This is a genomic window from Gordonia bronchialis DSM 43247 (assembly GCF_000024785.1).
In the GTDB taxonomy this organism is placed as follows: Bacteria; Actinomycetota; Actinomycetes; order Mycobacteriales; family Mycobacteriaceae; genus Gordonia; species Gordonia bronchialis.
The window spans coordinates 3,351,808-3,367,397 of record NC_013441.1 but is presented as its reverse complement, the minus strand read 5'-3'; the positions used below and the strand labels follow the sequence as shown (position 1 = coordinate 3,367,397).

15 protein-coding genes, 2 tRNA genes and 1 pseudogene are annotated in these 15,590 nt (G+C 66.2%); 12 read left to right on the top strand and 6 right to left on the bottom strand.

All coding sequences use genetic code 11. The features are described from left to right. Positions 1–64 precede the first annotated feature (64 nt). Positions 65–784, bottom strand: coding sequence for an HNH endonuclease family protein (locus GBRO_RS15615; RefSeq protein ID WP_012834862.1), 720 nt, complete (start codon positions 782–784; stop codon positions 65–67). Between the two features lie 136 nt (positions 785–920). Here GBRO_RS15615 and GBRO_RS15610 point away from each other — a divergent pair, with 136 nt between their 5' ends. Further along, on the top strand, positions 921–2,282 hold the full coding sequence (locus GBRO_RS15610) for an MFS transporter (protein WP_012834861.1): 1,362 nt from the start codon (positions 921–923) through the stop codon (positions 2,280–2,282). Then, positions 2,269–2,652, top strand: a complete 384-nt coding sequence (locus GBRO_RS15605) for an ArsR/SmtB family transcription factor (RefSeq protein ID WP_012834860.1) — start codon at positions 2,269–2,271, stop codon at positions 2,650–2,652. The genes GBRO_RS15610 and GBRO_RS15605 overlap by 14 nt, the downstream gene beginning before the upstream one ends. 1 nt (position 2,653) lies before the next feature. Here GBRO_RS15605 and GBRO_RS15600 read toward each other — a convergent pair. Further along, positions 2,654–2,727: transfer RNA gene (locus tag GBRO_RS15600), tRNA-Ile, on the bottom strand. 199 nt (positions 2,728–2,926) lie between these two features. Here GBRO_RS15600 and GBRO_RS15595 point away from each other — a divergent pair. After that, positions 2,927–2,999 (top strand) — tRNA-Asn (locus GBRO_RS15595). A gap of 16 nt (positions 3,000–3,015) precedes the next feature. Here GBRO_RS15595 and GBRO_RS15590 read toward each other — a convergent pair. Next, complete coding sequence (locus tag GBRO_RS15590; RefSeq protein ID WP_147290658.1) at positions 3,016–3,351, bottom strand: hypothetical protein; 336 nt, start codon at positions 3,349–3,351, stop codon at positions 3,016–3,018. Positions 3,352–3,701: 350 nt separating this feature from the next. Here GBRO_RS15590 and GBRO_RS15585 point away from each other — a divergent pair, with 350 nt between their 5' ends. From GBRO_RS15585 to GBRO_RS15580, 3 genes and pseudogenes are all read left to right on the top strand, one after another. Then, positions 3,702–4,865: a DUF222 domain-containing protein gene (locus tag GBRO_RS15585; protein WP_012834858.1), complete on the top strand. Its 1,164-nt coding sequence runs from the start codon at positions 3,702–3,704 to the stop codon at positions 4,863–4,865. Further along, positions 4,843–5,280, top strand: a complete 438-nt coding sequence (locus GBRO_RS27555; RefSeq protein ID WP_321573995.1) for an HNH endonuclease signature motif containing protein — start codon at positions 4,843–4,845, stop codon at positions 5,278–5,280. Before GBRO_RS15585 ends, GBRO_RS27555 begins: the two co-directional genes overlap by 23 nt. A gap of 87 nt (positions 5,281–5,367) precedes the next feature. Further along, positions 5,368–5,792, top strand: a pseudogene (locus GBRO_RS15580) (pyridoxamine 5'-phosphate oxidase family protein). Between the two features lie 104 nt (positions 5,793–5,896). On the opposite strand, the gene GBRO_RS15575 reads toward GBRO_RS15580, so the two are convergent. After that, entirely contained in the window at positions 5,897–6,613 is a 717-nt protein-coding gene (locus tag GBRO_RS15575; protein ID WP_012834856.1) for a GntR family transcriptional regulator, read from the bottom strand. Continuing rightward, the gene (locus tag GBRO_RS15570) at positions 6,570–7,709 is read right to left on the bottom strand and encodes an acyl-CoA dehydrogenase family protein (RefSeq protein ID WP_012834855.1); all 1,140 of its coding nucleotides are present in this window, start codon (positions 7,707–7,709) and stop codon (positions 6,570–6,572) included. The genes GBRO_RS15575 and GBRO_RS15570 overlap by 44 nt, the downstream gene beginning before the upstream one ends. Between GBRO_RS15570 and GBRO_RS15565 the strand changes: the two genes are divergently transcribed. After that, a complete protein-coding gene (locus GBRO_RS15565) occupies positions 7,696–8,730 on the top strand; it encodes a hypothetical protein (RefSeq protein WP_148223280.1) in 1,035 nt (344 codons plus the stop codon). The genes GBRO_RS15570 and GBRO_RS15565 overlap by 14 nt on opposite strands. A gap of 3 nt (positions 8,731–8,733) precedes the next feature. On the opposite strand, the gene GBRO_RS15560 is transcribed toward GBRO_RS15565, so the two are convergent. Beyond that, on the bottom strand, positions 8,734–9,945 hold the full coding sequence (locus tag GBRO_RS15560; RefSeq protein ID WP_012834853.1) for a TetR/AcrR family transcriptional regulator: 1,212 nt from the start codon (positions 9,943–9,945) through the stop codon (positions 8,734–8,736). Between the two features lie 232 nt (positions 9,946–10,177). On the opposite strand from GBRO_RS15560, the gene GBRO_RS15555 reads away from it, so the two are divergent. The 5 genes from GBRO_RS15555 to GBRO_RS15535 all read left to right on the top strand — a co-directional run bounded on the left by GBRO_RS15555 (position 10,178) and on the right by GBRO_RS15535 (position 15,590). Continuing rightward, complete coding sequence (locus GBRO_RS15555; RefSeq protein ID WP_012834852.1) at positions 10,178–11,002, top strand: enoyl-CoA hydratase-related protein; 825 nt, start codon at positions 10,178–10,180, stop codon at positions 11,000–11,002. Positions 11,003–11,071: 69 nt separating this feature from the next. After that, a complete protein-coding gene (gene fadD5 / locus GBRO_RS15550) occupies positions 11,072–12,676 on the top strand; it encodes a fatty-acid--CoA ligase FadD5 (RefSeq protein ID WP_012834851.1) in 1,605 nt (534 codons plus the stop codon). Between the two features lie 232 nt (positions 12,677–12,908). Beyond that, positions 12,909–14,039 (top strand): NDMA-dependent alcohol dehydrogenase, encoded by a 1,131-nt coding sequence (locus GBRO_RS15545; protein ID WP_012834850.1) that lies wholly within the window; start codon positions 12,909–12,911, stop codon positions 14,037–14,039. A gap of 51 nt (positions 14,040–14,090) precedes the next feature. Then, positions 14,091–14,903, top strand: coding sequence for a serine hydrolase domain-containing protein (locus tag GBRO_RS15540; protein WP_012834849.1), 813 nt, complete (start codon positions 14,091–14,093; stop codon positions 14,901–14,903). A gap of 168 nt (positions 14,904–15,071) precedes the next feature. Further along, entirely contained in the window at positions 15,072–15,590 is a 519-nt protein-coding gene (locus GBRO_RS15535; RefSeq protein ID WP_012834848.1) for a DUF3145 domain-containing protein, read from the top strand.

Sequence of the window (15,590 nt, the reverse complement as noted above, 5' to 3'; positions counted from 1 at the left end):
TGTCCGAAAGGTCAGGTGAGCGGAACCATGTCACGCGGCGTCGTCTGGTGTGGACGCCGTCACATCAGGTGAAGCAGTTCGACAGAACGCGTCGCATCGCGTCCTTCTCGGCGGCGGTCACCCAGAGGCCGTAGAGGGACTTCACCGTGACCTGCTTGGACACGTAGGTGCAGCGGTACGCCTTGTTCGGCGGCAGCCAGGTGGCGGTGTCTCCGGCTCCCTTGCGCTGGTTGGTGTTTCCCGACACCGCGAGCAGGTTGCGCGGGTCGTTGGCGAAGTCGCGGCGTTTGTCCGCAGACCACTGCTGGGCACCCTTCTGCCAAGCATCGGCGAGGGCGACCACATGGTCGATCTGGACCTTCGAGGAGTGCGGACCGCGCACGAAGTCGATGGTTGTCCCGGTGTACGGGTCGACGAGCACGCCCGAGAGCACCACACAGTCCCGTGTGCCGGTTTTGAACCGGACGTCGCGCAGGTCGCGACGCAGGATGTCATTGCGGGTGTCGCAGCCGTTGTGGCCGCCGCCGACCGTCACGTCGTCGGACCAGGCCTGCCCGAATTGCGCTCGCGTGTAACCGGTTTTGGGCGCCCGGCCCTTCACGACGAGTGCGTCGAGCTGACGCAGGACCGGTGAGCCCGGGGGCGCCGGGGCAGGGGAGCTCGCTGGAGGGGAGCTCGGAGCGGGGGAGTTGGATGGCGGACTGGCCGGGGTCGCCGCTGCGCAACCCGGCGTCGCCAGCAAAGCGAGGATCACGAAGCCGACGACGACGAACCGGGTGTGCATGGTCTCTAGATTCACATACCCGGGTCGTGACTTCTGACACCCGGTGCCGCCTGCGTCCACACCTAGCTATATGCGTATCTATGCGGATAATGTAGTTCGCGATCGGAGTGATGTCGATGACCGCGCGAGGAGGACCATGGGCTCGATCTTCGGAGTGCGTGACTATCGGCACCTGTTCGGTGCTCAGCTCGTGGCGCTGTTCGGGACCGGCCTTGCGACGGTCGCCCTCGGGCTCCTCGCCTACGAACTCGCCGGTCCGAACGCGGCGGCCGTCCTCGGGACGGCGCTGGCGTTGAAGATGGTTGCCTACGTGGTCATCGCGCCGATCGCCGGCGCCTTCGCCGATCGGCTGCCCCGCCGCCGGGCGCTCGTCGGCCTCGACGCCGTGCGGGCGGCGGTGGTCCTGGCGCTGCCCTTCGTCGATCACGTCTGGCAGGTGTACCTACTGGTCGTCGTGCTGCAATCGGCGTCGGCCGCATTCACGCCGACGTTCCAGGCGGCGCTGCCTGATGTGCTGCCCGACGAACAGCAGTACACCCGGGCGTTGTCGTATTCGCAGCTGGCGTCGACGATGGAGACTCTACTGTCGCCATTGCTGGCGGTGGTGCTGGTGACTGTGGTCAGTTTTCACTGGTTGTTCGTCGCGACCGCGGTGGGATTCGTCGTATCGGCGGTGCTCGTCGGCTCCAGCCGGGTTCCGGACGCCTGCGATGTGCAGCGCAGCGCAATCTTCGACCGTGCGCTCGCCGGTGTGGCCATCTTCCGTGCGACACCGCGTCTTCGGGGCCTGCTCGGGATGAACCTGGTGGTTGCGGCGGTGGGATCGATCGTCATGGTCAACACCGTCAACTATGTGCAGGAAACGCTCGGTCGCGCGGCGTCCTCGGTGGCAGTTCTCCTGGCCTGCAACGGAATCGGGGTGATCGCAGCGGCCGTCGTGGTGCCGGGACTGCTTCGGCGGCGCCCTGAACGGGCTGTCATGCTCGGTGGTTGTGTCATCCTGATCGGCGCGACCGGCGCGGCGCTGGCGCTCTCGCTCGCGGGCGGTGGCGGGTGGCGGTGGCCAGTGGTGGGGACTATTTGGGCGGTGATCGGCGTCGGGACCGGTCTGGTCCTCACTCCGGTGGGGCGGGTGTTGCGCCGATCGAGTTCGGCGGGCGACCGGCCCGCGGTGTTCGCCGCGCAATTCTCGTTGTCACATGGTTGCTGGCTCGTCGCCTATCCGCTGGCGGGTTGGGGCGCAACCGCGTGGGGGTACAGGTCCACCTGGGGGTTGCTGGGGCTTCTGGCCGTCGCCGGTGTCGTCACGGCTAGCCGCGCGTGGCCCACCCACGATCCCGACGTTCTGGTGCACGAACACGATGCACCCGTGGAGGTCGACCACCTCGTGCATGCGGTGCCGGCGGACGGGGGACGGTGGCGTCACGAGCACGCCTTCGTCATCGACGATCGGCATCCCCACTGGCCCGACGTAGCATCAGTCCATGTCCACCGATGAGCGGGCCGCCCCCGAGCTCGCCGACGACCAGGTCGCGCTCGTCGTCGAGGTGTTCCGAATGCTCGCCGACCCCACCCGCGTCCGGCTCCTGTGGGCACTGGCCGACGCCGAGCTCTCGGTGTCGGAACTCGCTGTGGCCGTGGGGAAGGCGCCGTCGTCGGTGTCGCAGCACCTGGCCAAACTCCGCATGTCACGGCTGGTGCGCACGCGCCGCGACGGCACCACGATCTTCTACGGCCTGGAGAACGACCATGTTCGGCAGCTCGTCTTCGACGCCGTGCGCAACGCCGAACATGCCGGTCCGGGGGTGCCTGCCCATCACCGCGACGACGCTGTCGACGAACTTCGGCGCGGGCGGTCGCGCGGGTGAGTGGGGCGGGCGGGGCTCGAACCCGCGACCTACGGATTATGAGTCCGCGGCTCTAACCAACTGAGCTACCGCCCCGTGGGACCGTTGACGAAGCGCCATGGTCCGCGGGAGGAGATTACCGCACGGCATCGGCCCCTGAGCGTCAGGTCGGACCGGTGCGTGGAGCGTCGCCCGCCCTCTGCAGGCGTTTTGTCCTCTCGGCACTCGATACGCTAAAGTCAGCGTTCGGTTCTGCTGCCGCGTCCACCAGGGCGGGGCGGAAGTGCCAGAGCAATCCCCCATAGCTCAATTGGCAGAGCATTCGACTGTTAATCGAACGGTTACTGGTTCGAGTCCAGTTGGGGGAGCAAGTAAACCGCCTGGTCACAGGCGGTTTTTTGCTTTTGCGAGGTGGTTATGGCCCGCGTGCGGTCGCCCCAGGGCTTCCGCCGTCAGTTCAGCGAGCCGAATCGCGGCTTGGTCTTGTTCGCCGGTGGCGTGGCGGAGGCAGTTGGCCGTCGCGTAGGGGCCGGCCGAGTCGCTGTAAACCAGATCACCGGACTCGATGTCACGGATTGTGCACGAGACCGAAGCGCCCGAATACGACTTGACTGATACTCCGAAGGTGTCGCCGGGCACGATGTCGTGTTGCGTGACCTGATAGAGGTAGCACTCGGTGGACGTCGTCCCTTTTGGGCCACGCAGCGGTTGAACAGCCACGTGAGGTGGCCACCGCGTGGCGTGCGCGATTGTTCCGACGCCACAGAGGGCCATCGCCATTGTCGCCGTAAAGATTACGAGGGTGCCGTGCACATGTCCTCCGGGGATCGAGGTGTCCAACATACGACTGGCGCACCGCTGACTGGCAGGTGCCGACTCCGGATTCACCTGACCGAAAGAAAGTCGAATTCCACAGGCGGTCGGTGTCGTCCGATCGAAAGCATCTGCAGGACAGTAGGTTCCGCGCGAGCTGACCTCCATGAAGATTCTACTTCGGATCTTGTTGCGCACTCGACCGAAGTTGTGTAGCATCGAACATGTATTCGAGAGACGGGCGGAGGGGGCCGGGGGTGAGCCTGAACGGGCAGTCATCGGGCGAGCAGTCGTTGTCGGTGGTTCCGGCGTTGCTCGCCGAGCTCGGTGGGGTGCTCGATCGCCTTGCCGCCGCTGACGTGTCGCAGTGCACCGATGCTGAGTTGGTGGACGTTGCGCGTACCCATGAGCAGTTGATCAACCGGATGTTGTTCGAGGGGGATCGGCAGATCGTGGCGCTCTCGGATCGGGGTGTGCCCCGCGCAATGGGTTACCGCAGTCTGACGAACTTCATGAATGTGGCGTTGCGGGTGTCGGATCCGGGCCGCCGCACAGATCAGATGGAGGCGACGGCCTGTTTCCGCCAGCTGTCCGGGGAGGTGTCCGACCCCAAGTATCCGACGCTGGCTGCCGGGTTTGCCGAAGGTGCCGTCGGGGCGGCGCATGTGCGTAAGGTCGCCGAGATCTTGGACAAGATCCCGCACCGGTTGCCGCACGACCGTAAGGTCGCCGCCGAGAAGACGCTGGCGGAGTTGGCGCGTGAACACACCCCGGCCGAGTTGACCACGCTGGGGATGCGGCTACTGGCCCATCTCGACCCCGACGGTGAGCTGACCGATGCGAAGGATCGGGCACGGCGACGCAATCTGTGGCTCAATCGGCAGGACGCGCAGAAGATGTCGAAGCTGACCGCCAACCTGGACCCGCAGACGCGTGCGTTGCTGGAGATGATGTTGGCGGTGTGGGCCAAACCGGGGATGAACAACCCCGACGACCCGGACTCACCCTCGGGTGGTGAGGACGACGCCGACATCGAACAGGTCAAGGCCGCCGCCGCCCGCGATTCGCGTTCACAGGCCCAACGCAACCACGATGCGCTCAACGCGCTGTTGACGGCGGTGTTCGCTGACGGGCTGTTGGGCAAGACTCATCGTGGGTTGCCGGTGTCGTTGATCATCAAGGCCAACCTGGCGGATCTGATCCGGGAAGTCGGGGTTGGCGACCACCGCGACCGGGTCGGTCATCCCCATCCCCGAGTTGATCGGGCTGGCCGGGCAGATTCAGCCGTACCTGGCGATCTTCGCCGATGCCACCGAGATTCCGCTGTACTTCGGTCGCGGCAAACGACTGGCCACCCTGGCGCAGCGGTTGGCGTCGCTGGCCCGCACCGATGGGGAGGTGTGCTCAGCGCCTGGTTGTGATCAGCCGGCGACCAATGTGGAGATCCATCACGCCGCCCTCGACTACGCCGAGGGCGGCACCACCGACATCGTCGACCTCGCCCCGGCGTGTCCGTTCCACAACCGCAAGGTGGGTCACACAGTCGGGGAATTCACCACCGGGGTCTACCGCGACGGCCCGCATGCCGGACGCACCTGGTGGCGACGCAACAACCGGCCGGGAGCACCGCCGAACCCGAAACGACTCAACACACGTCCCGACATCGTGACGCTGTATGAACACAACCTGCGACGCGCGCGCGAGGCGATCCACGGCCCACCCGCCGACGACGGACCACCACCGGCGCGCCTACATTTCACCGAGACGATCCACCCACCGTCCTCGGTCGTCGAAACACGCCTGGCCGCCGAACTCTACCGACTCACCAGCCAGTGACGTGGCCGCACGGGCGATGACACCTGACCGTCATCGTCCGTGCAAAGCGTCAAGGCGGAGTCGGTGCTCGCGCGTACCGTTGGGTCCATGGCACTCACGATTCCCGAACGCGAACAGTTCTGTCCGAACCGCACATCGCAGCGCTGTCGGTGGAAGCCGAAGGCGGCCGTGCGCCGCTGACCATCCCCATCTGGTACCAGTACACGCCGGGGAAGAAGCCCTGGGTGCTGACTGGGACAGGATCGCGCAAACTCGGATTGATCCGGGCTGCAGGGAGATTCACGCTCATGGTGGACCGCGTCGAGCCCACGCTGCGGTACGTCGCCGTGTCGGGTGCGGTGGTCGACTACGTTGACGGAACCCGCGACGATCTGCGTGAGATGGCCGCTCGGTATCTGCCCGAGGAGAAGGTCGGGCCGTATGTGGAGATGGCCGAGCGCGAACACGGCCCCCAGACGAGGGTCACTCTCGACCCGCAGCAATGGTTGTCAGTCGACCTCGGCAACATCTGAGACACCGGGGGTGGGTCCTCGGCCCCCCCGCACGGCCGAGGACCCCGGTAACCGGGCTGTAGCCGGTGGTCTTGTGTCGCAGCATCATTCCCAGATGCCCGCAATCATTCCCAGATACCCGCAGCCTCCAGGTGTCGGGTGAGACGCGTTGCGCCGTCGATGAATTGGCGCCGGGTCTGTTCGACGACCCCATCGCGATCGCCGGCACGATAGGCATCGATCAGCTGCGCATGGCTGTCGACAGCCACGTCACCCCACTCGGGGTCTGTCGCATAGAGCCGGGCAGGCGTATAGCGGGTGGCGGCCAGTAAGAACCACGCGAGTTTGCGGCCATCGGCGACGTGGTTGTGTACCCGGTGGAAGTCGAACTCGGCGTCCTGCACACCGGTAACGTCTCCCGAATCGAGCGCGGACCGGAGCCGACGGTTGCACCAGTCCAGCTCGCCCAGTTGATCTTCGGTGATGACATCGGCGGTACGCAGGGCCAGCTTCACCGCGATCTCACCCTGCAGCCAGAACAGATCCTCGACGTCGAGGCGGCTCAACTCGGCCACGACGTAGCCGCGCCGCGGCACGAGGTTCACCATGCCCTCGCCACGCAGCGTGAGCAGCGCCTCGCGGACCGGTGTGACGCTGACCCCGAGTCGCTGCGCCGTCTCGTCGAGACGAACATGGTCGCCGGGGCGGAGCGCCGCCGTCATGACCTGTCCGCGCAGATGCGTGGCGACCTCCTCGGACAATTGTGGCCTGCGCCGGAATGTCTTGTCCGGCTTGGCCTCAGAGACCGAAGGTCTTGCCGATGATGTCGCGCTGGATCTCATTGGTGCCACCGTAGACGGTTGAGATGATGGCGCCACGCATCTGCCGCTCGGCGTCGAACTCGGTGGCATATCCGTAACCACCCATCATCTGCATCGCGTCGATGGTCATCGCCTTGGACACCTCGGTGGCCTTCAGCTTCGCCATCGACGCCTCGCGCGGGAAGAGTTTCGTCGGGTTCTCGTCGGCGAGTTGCGCAACGCGGTACACCAGCAGCTTGGTGCACTCGATCTCTGTCGCATGATCGGCGAGCCGGTGCCGCAGTGCCTGGAAGGTACCGACCGGCCGGCCGAACTGCTTGCGTTCGGTGACGAAGGCAAGCGTGTCAGCGAAGGAACGTTCGGCGACGCCGAGTTGCATGGCGGCGAGAATCAGGCGCTCGGTGTTCAGTCCGGCCATCAGCTGGTTCCAGCCGTTGCCGACCTGGCCCACGACCGCCGAATCGGGCACGCGCACATTGGTGAAGTAGAGGTCGTTGACCTCACGACCACCGACGGTATCGATTCCCTTGATCTCCAAACCCGGTGTGTCCGCGGGAATGTGGAACTGGGTGAGCCCCTCGTGCTTGGCGCCGGTCCGATCGGTGCGCGCGATCAGCAGGATCGACTTGGCGAAATGCGCGTTGGAGCACCAGGTCTTCTGGCCGTTGATGATCCAGCCGCCGTCGACCTTCTCGGCGCGGCACGTCAGATTCGCGACGTCTGAGCCGGCCTCCGGCTCCGACATCGAGACCGACAGCGAATCACCGTCGACGACACCGGTTAGCACTTCCTTCTTGAGCTGCTCGTCGGCGAACTTCTGGTAGGCCGCCGCGGTGATGAGCGTCGGGCCGATGCCGCCGATCGGGGCCATCGCGCGCATCGAATCCTCGAGCAGGATCGACATCTCGACGTTGCCCGCACCGGCACCGCCGTACTCCTCGGGAACCAGGATTCCGGTCCAGCCGAGTGCGGCCATCTTCTTGTACAGCTCCTGCGAATGCAGTTCGGCGCCGTTGGCGGTGAGTCGATCGCGCTGTTCACGGGTGCCCGCCTCGCGCTGGCAGAAATCGGCGACGGCCTTGGCGAACGCCGTCTGTTCAACGGTGAAGGTCAGCATCTGGTGCCGGATTCCTCTCGCAGATGTCTACAACGCGGTCAAAGTATCACATCAAATATATTTGATACGTCGAGTCGTGATGTGGACCACAGTAGGCTGCCGCTACATTGGTGTGATGCCGAAGTCACGCCACGTGCCGGCCAGGGGACTGGACACCGGGGAATCCGCCGATGACGTGGACGTCACCACGACCGATACCGATACCGATACCGATACCGATATCGCGACTGATACCGACACAACGACCGGTATCCAGGCCGCGACCAGAGGCGCCGAAGGTCCGGAGGCCGGGGACGCCATGGGTGGGGCGACCACAGCGGTCACCCCTCTCGACGGCGCCGCGTTCCTGGAGGCGAACCGAACCAACCGCGAGAAGTACCGGGCCGAGGCGGAGAAGAAGGCCGCGAAACGGGAGTCGAAGGACGAGGCGTCGGCCGGCGATCGGGTTCCGCGCAAGCTCGCCGGCTCCGGGTCGCGGACGTCGCGGTTCACGGTGGCGGGCAGCCGCAAGGTCTTCGTGGCGATCTGTGCACTGGTCGTCCTGGTGATCGCTTTGGCTGCCTCCACCGCGATTCTTGCCGTCGCCCATCGCGATGCGAACTCACGGCCGACGGCCTCGACGTCTGGCCTCGATCCGACCTCGCAGGCAGCGATCGACGCCGCACGCAAGTACGCCGTCGAACTCACCACCTACGATTCGACGAACTTCGGTGACCTCGATCGTCGTATCGAAGCCATCTCGACACCCGCGTTCACCCAGTCGTATGTGCAGGCCTCGCAGGACGCCCGACGTCGCAGCGCCGCCGTCAACGCGGTGTCGTCGGCGAAGGTCGGCAACGCGGGGCTCATGTCGGTCCACGACGGCAAGTACGTGGTGCTGCTCGCTCTCGATCAGACGCTCACCTCACCGCAGATCCAGAAGGACGTGCCCGAGGGCATCTTCTATCAGTCACGCGTGAAGATGACGGTGGAACGCGCCGCCGACGGCGGTTGGCTGATCAGCGATCTGGTGGTCGTCTGAAGCTCACTCGCCCAACAGAATTCGGGTTCCCAGCGCGGTGATGCGGGCGGCCGACGGTTGCGGAGACGTGCGGGAGAGATCGGTGATCGCGCCCAGAGCCGCGTGAACCAGGAATCGGGCCTGGGTGGCGCTGAGCTCCGGGCGGCAGCGGGTGACCCAGGTGGCCCACTCCTCGACGGTGATCCGCTGCTGGTTGCGCAGCGCGGTGCGCTGTTTGGGGCTGACGTGCCCGATCTCGGTGACGTAGACTGTGATCAATTCGGTACTGCCGCAGGACAATCCGACGTATCGCGAGACGAGTTCGACGATCGCCTCGTGCGGGGTGGTGGCTGCGGCCAGGGCGTCGGCGATGGATGCGGTGACCCGGTCGGAGGCGCGCCAGAAGGCCGCCTCGAGGATCGCGGCCTTGCCCTCGAAATGGCGGTACACGCCGGAGGCGGGAATGCCTGCGGCCCGGGCGATGTCGTCGATGGTGACGTCGCGGAACCCGCGGGTGGCGAACAGGGCGATCGATTCGGCCAGGATCACCTCCCGGCGTGCCGCCGGGACGAGACCCACCGGTGTCGGTGGGGTGAGCTGGGCAGGCGCCGGTAGCTCGACGCTCACCAGGCTGAGGGCGGCGGCACGGATCAGCGCCTCGGCCTCCCGTGCGGGCAGTGCGGCGCGATGCGTGGACGGGCTCGCGACCACGCTCGTCATCGCGGCGGTGATCAGGTCGGCGTCAGCGTCGTCGAGACTGGGGCGCCGATGGCGAAGTGCCGACCGGATGCGCCGATGCTGATTGATGATGACCTCGCGGACCCGCTCGCCGTCAGACGACTCGAGATACCGCGACTCCCACCGATAGAGTCCGCCGGTCCGACGGTTCTCGATGGATGTCGTGGTGATGGCGGTGAGCAGATCGTCGAGTTCGCCGGGATGCCCGCAGCCCACCGCACCGACGGCGTCGGCGAGCGCGTCGGCCAGCCGGGCGGTGGTCTCGGCGAACAACGCGTACTTGGTGGGGAAATGCCGATAGAGGGCAGGCGCGGAGATGCCGACGGCGTCGGCGATGTCCTCGAGCCGGACAGTGTGGTAGCCGCCGGCGCTGAATGCCTTGGCCGCGGCGTCGAGGATGAACTGCCGACGCGCGGCCGGCCGGCGTCGGCGGCTCTCGGCGGCATCGCCGGTCGCCGCCGCCTCAGACGACGGTGCAGCTCCCTGGTGTGCGGTCATCACGCTCCAGCCTAACCGGATGCGGTCTTCGCGATCACCATTTGCGAATCAGGTCACAAAAGACCAGGAAGAGCCACTGTGTGTTCGACATAAGTTAATGGGTATTCTCGTGATGTGCATCGCATTGTGGTAGTACTGTAGGGGCCTGATGGGACGGATATGCCCGGTTGTTCCTAGCCGGGCGGTTTTGCTTTCAAGGCCCGACGCGACGTCGGGACGGACGAGGAGTGCTGTGAGCGACGGTGCGGTGACCGACGATGTGATCGAGAGCGGGGTCGGGGTCGCGGTCGATGACCGGGGTGTCGGGCGACTGACGATCTCGCGTCCCGAACGGATGAACGCCCTCGACACCGGGGCCACCGTCGCGATCATCGACACGCTCGCCGCGTGGTCGGCGCGCGACGACATCCGCGCGGTGGTCATCGACGGGGCCGGGGGGAGCTTCAGTACCGGGGCCGACGTGATCTCGATTGCGGAGAACGCCGCGAAGAATGCGGCATCCGGAACCTCGGGGCTGACCTCTGAGCAAGCGCGGCAGACGATCTCGGCGGGATCAGAGCTGGCACGGGCAGTACGAGGGGTGCCCGTGCCAGTGATCGCATCCGTCGACGGAGCGGCGGTGGGTATCGGGGCATCACTGGCCTTTGCCTCCGACCTCGTCTACGTCACGTCGCGTTCCTACTTCCTGCTGGCCTTCATCAACATCGGACTCATGCCCGACGGTGCGGCCTCGATGTCGGCGGCCGTCTCGGTGGGGCGGGCACGTGCCAACGCGATGGCCCTGCTGGGCGAGAAACTGCGTGCCGCAGATGCTTTCACGGCCGGTCTGGTCACCGCCGTCGTCGACGACCGCGAAGCGCTCGACGCCGTGGTGGACAAGGCCGCCGGCAAGATCGCATCGTCGAGCCCGGCCGCGATGCGACTGACCAAGTCCGCGCTGGACGCGCACACGATGGCCGGATTCGAAGCCGCTCTCGAGCGCGAACTCGACGGCCAGACCGAACTGCTGCAATCCCCGGAGTTCCAGGCCGCGCTGGCGGCCTTCACCGGCGGCTGACACCACGCCGGCACAACCCGCCGCCCACAACACGTTTCGACATCTGAACCAGACGAAGGAGATACACCGATGACCGTGACCCTCGACTCGAGCAGCGATCTCGCGACCGAACCGTTGCGCTCGCGCCGCAACCACTGGAACAACCAGATCCGCCGGCATGCGTTCATGACCCCGGACAATCCGGCGCTGAAGTTCATGGGCAAGGTCACCACGTGGCGTGAACTCGACGAGCGTTCGCGCGCCTTCGCCGCGGCACTCAGCCGCCGGGGCGTGCAGTTCGGCGATCGCATCCTGCTGTTGCTGCTCAACCGTTCCGAGTACGTCGAGGCGACCCTGGGCGCCAACCTGATCGGTGCGATCCCGGTGCCGGTCAACATCCGGATGAACCCGGCCGAGATCTCCTTCCTGGTCACCGACAGCGGTGCCAAGGTGATCGTCACCGAGTCGCTGCTGGCCCCGCTTGCCGACGCCGTGAGTGCGGCGACGGGCGCGATCGACGCCACCGTGGTCGTCGGGGACACCACCAACGAGGCACACCTGCGTTACGAGGATCTGGTGGCCGGAGACGCCTCGGATCTGCCGGAGATCGACGTCCCCGAAGAGACCGTCGCACTCATCATGTACACCTCGGGTACCACCGGAAAACCTAAGGGCGCCATGCTCACCCACCAGAACATCCAGGCCCAGGCGGTGACCTGTCTGCAGGCCCTGCACACCCGCTCCGACGACGTGGGCTCGTGTGTGGCGCCGATGTTCCACATCGCCGGACTGGGCGCCATGGCGCCGCTGTTCTACATGGGTGCGCTGTCGGTGATCCACCCGCTGGGGGCCTTCGATCCCAACGACATGCTCGACACTCTGGAGCGCGAGGGCACCACCTCGATCTTCCTGGTGCCGGCCCAGTGGCAGGCCGTCTGTGCCGCCCAGCAGGCCAAGCCGCGCGACCTGAAACTGCGCGTGATCAGCTGGGGTGCCGCGCCGGCGTCGGACACCGTGCTGCACGCGATGGCCGACACCTTCCCGGACGCCATCAACGTGGCCGTCTTCGGCCAGACCGAGATGTCGCCGATCACCTGTGTCCTCGAGGGCAAGGATGCCCTGCGCAAGCTCGGCTCCATCGGCAAGGTGGTGCCCGCGGTGACCGCGCGCATCGTCGACCCCGAGATGAACGACGTCAAGCCTGGCGAGGTCGGGGAGATCGTCTACCGCGGGCCCAACATGATGAAGGGCTACTGGCAGAACGAACAGGGCACCGCGGATGCCTTCCACGGCGGCTGGTTCCACTCCGGTGACCTGGTCCGCCAGGACGACGAGGGCTTCATCTACGTCGTCGACCGCGCCAAGGACATGATCATCTCCGGCGGCGAGAACATCTACTGCGCCGAGGTCGAGAACGTCTTGTTCGGCCACGAGAAGATCAGCGAGGCCGCGATCATCGGTCGCGCACACGAGAAGTGGGGCGAGGTGCCGGTGGCGGTCGTCGTCCTCGCCGAGCGCGTCGACGACCTGACCCTCGAGGACCTCGAGCCGTACCTGAACGAGAACCTGGCGCGCTTCAAGCACCCCAAGGACATCGTGATCGTCGACGAACTGCCCCGCAATGCCGGCGGCAAGGTCGTCAAGCCGACGCTGCGCAACACCTACGGCAGCAAGGACGCCGGTCTGGCGCACTGACGCCACCTGACCGCACACCCTCGGTTCACACACGCCGGCCCGGACACCTCGCCACGGGTGTCCGGGCCGGCGTGTCTCGTAGGTGCTGAACTGCGACGACACGACTCAGAAGAAACACAGACTAGAACACGTTTCATTTTTCGCTCCGAGTGACTACCCTCACAAGGGAAATCACCATTGCGGGTGGAATTCCCGGCATGCACACGGTGCCGGGGCGAATGGAGGATGTGAAGTGAAGACCAAGGGTGCGCTGCTGCGGGAGCTCAACAAGCCGTGGGAGATCGAAGAGATCGAGATCGGGGACCCGGCACCGAGCGAGATCAAGATCCGGATGGAAGCGGCGGGCATGTGCCACTCCGATCACCATCTGATGACCGGCGGGATTCCGATGGCCGGCTTCCCGATACTCGGCGGACACGAGGGTGCGGGTGTCGTGGAACAGGTCGGCGAGGGTGTCACCGACTTCGAGGTCGGCGACCACGTGGTGCTCTCGTTCATCCCGTCGTGCGGGAAGTGTCCGTCCTGCAAGGCGGGCCTGGCGAACCTGTGCGACTTCGGGGCGATGCTGCTCCAGGGTGAGGCGGTGTCGGACAACACCTTCCGCATCCATACCGCCAAGGGGGAGAACGTCTACCCGATGACGCTGCTGGGCACCTTCGCGCCGTACATGGTGGTGCACGAGGCCTCGGCGGTGAAGATCGACAAGGACATCCCGTTCGAGGTGGCCGCACTCTGCGGTTGCGGAATCCCGACCGGCTACGGGTCGTCGACGCGCAGCGGTGACGTCCGCCCAGGTGAGGACGTCGCCATCGTCGGCGTCGGCGGTGTGGGTACCGCTGCACTGCAGGGGGCGGTGATCGCCGGTGCGCGCAACGTCTTCGCCATCGACCCGGTGGAGTGGAAGCGTGAGCAGGCGCTGAAATTCGGTGCGACGCATGCCTTTGCCTCCGTCGAGGAAGCCGCGATGAGTATCGCCGAGATCACCCACGGCCACATGTGCCACAAGGTCATCGTCACCGTCGGCGAGGTGCACGGACGCGACGTCGACACCTGGATGGGTATCACCGCCAAGGCGGGCACCTGCGTGCTGACCGGCATGGGCAACATGATGGAGAGCGATGTCACCCTGAACCTCGCCATGCTGACGTTGCTGCAGAAGAACCTGCAGGGCAGCATCTTCGGCGGTGCCAATCCCAAGCTCGACATCCCGCAGCTGCTATCGATGTACAAGATCGGCAAGCTCAACATCGCCGACATGATCACCCGGCAGTACCGTCTCGATCAGATCAACGACGGCTATCAGGACATGCTCGAGGGCAGGAACATCCGCGGCGTGATCCGCTACACCGAAGCCGACTGGTGACGCCGACCGCCGGCCATCACGATCGGCGGGCGGGGCGGTAACGTCGGCTTCGTGTCCGTACTGGAGTCGCTTGCCGCCTGGCCGGTCGATCATGTGTCGGCGGCGGTCATCACCACCGACGGGGTCGCCGAGACATTCGGCGACCCCGACCGCGTCTATCCACTCGCCTCGGTGACCAAACTGTTGGTCGCCGAGGCGATTCTGGTCGCGGTGGAGGAAGGGGCCGTCGAACTCGACGAGGAGGCCGGCCCCCCGGGGGCGACCATCGCCCACCTGCTCGCCCACGCATCCGGGCTCGCCTTCGCCACCCGCGACGTGGAGGCCGGAGTGGGGGAGAAGCGCATCTACTCCAGTGCCGGCTTCGAGGTCCTCGCCGAGACGGTCGAGGCGGCCACCGAGATCGCCTTCGGGGACTACCTTGCCGCCGCCGTCTTCGAGCCGCTCGGCATGGCGTCGTCGGAGTTGGCCGGGCCCGCCGGACACGGTGCGCGCTCGACCGTCGCCGACCTCGGCGCCTTTGCCGGCGAACTGCTCGACCCGCGACTGGTGTCGTCGCAGACCGCGCACGCCGCGCGGACGGTGCAGTTTCCCGGGCTCGACGGTTTTGTGCCGGGATATGGCCGGCACCGTCCCAATGACTGGGGTCTGGGCTTCGAGATCCGGGCGCACAAGTCACCGCACTGGACCGGGTCGACAAACTCGCCCGCGACCTTCGGGCATTTCGGGCAGTCCGGCACCTTCCTGTGGGTCGATCCCGAGTTGGCGGCGGCCTGCGTGGTGCTGACCGATCGGGATTTTGGAGCTTGGGCCAAGCCGCTGTGGAGCGAGTTCAACGACTCCGTCGTGTCGGCGCTGTCGGACTGACGCATCGTCGCGGTCGCGGTGCCGCCGTCGGTCGAACCGCCACTTTCTCCGGGTGCCACTAGCGCAACACGCGCACCATGAGGCACAATAAACAACAGCAGTGTGATATCCGGTGTCTCGAGGTGTGTTGGGGAAGACGTTCCTCGTCGACAACCGGAGGTGAACAAGGTGCGCAATCTGAATCAGTTTGCGGACATGACGACTGGAGTGGTGTACATCCACTCGGCGCCGGTGGCGCTGTGCCCGCACGTGGAGTGGGCTCTGTCGTCGACCCTGAACGCGCGGGCCAACCTGAAGTGGTCCGCGCAAGAAGCCGACCCCGGTTTGCAGCGTGCGACGGTGGACTGGGCCGGCCCGGTGGGCACCGCAGCCCGCCTGGTGACGGCATTGCGCGAATGGTCGGCGCTGCGCTTCGAGGTCACCGAGAACGCCAGCGACGGCGTCGATGGTGAGCGGTTCAGCTATGTTCCGGGACTCGGACTGTGGCGTGGCTCCACCAGCGCCAACGGTGACGTGGTGATCGGCGAGATGCAGTTGCGCGCGATGATCGAGGCGCAGCCCGACAGCGCCGGACTCGCCGGCGAACTCGAGGCCGCCATCGGGACCGCCTGGGACGACGCACTCGAGCCGTACCGAATGGGCGGCGCAGGTGCCGAGGTGACCTGGTTGCAGCAGCGCGTCGGCTGA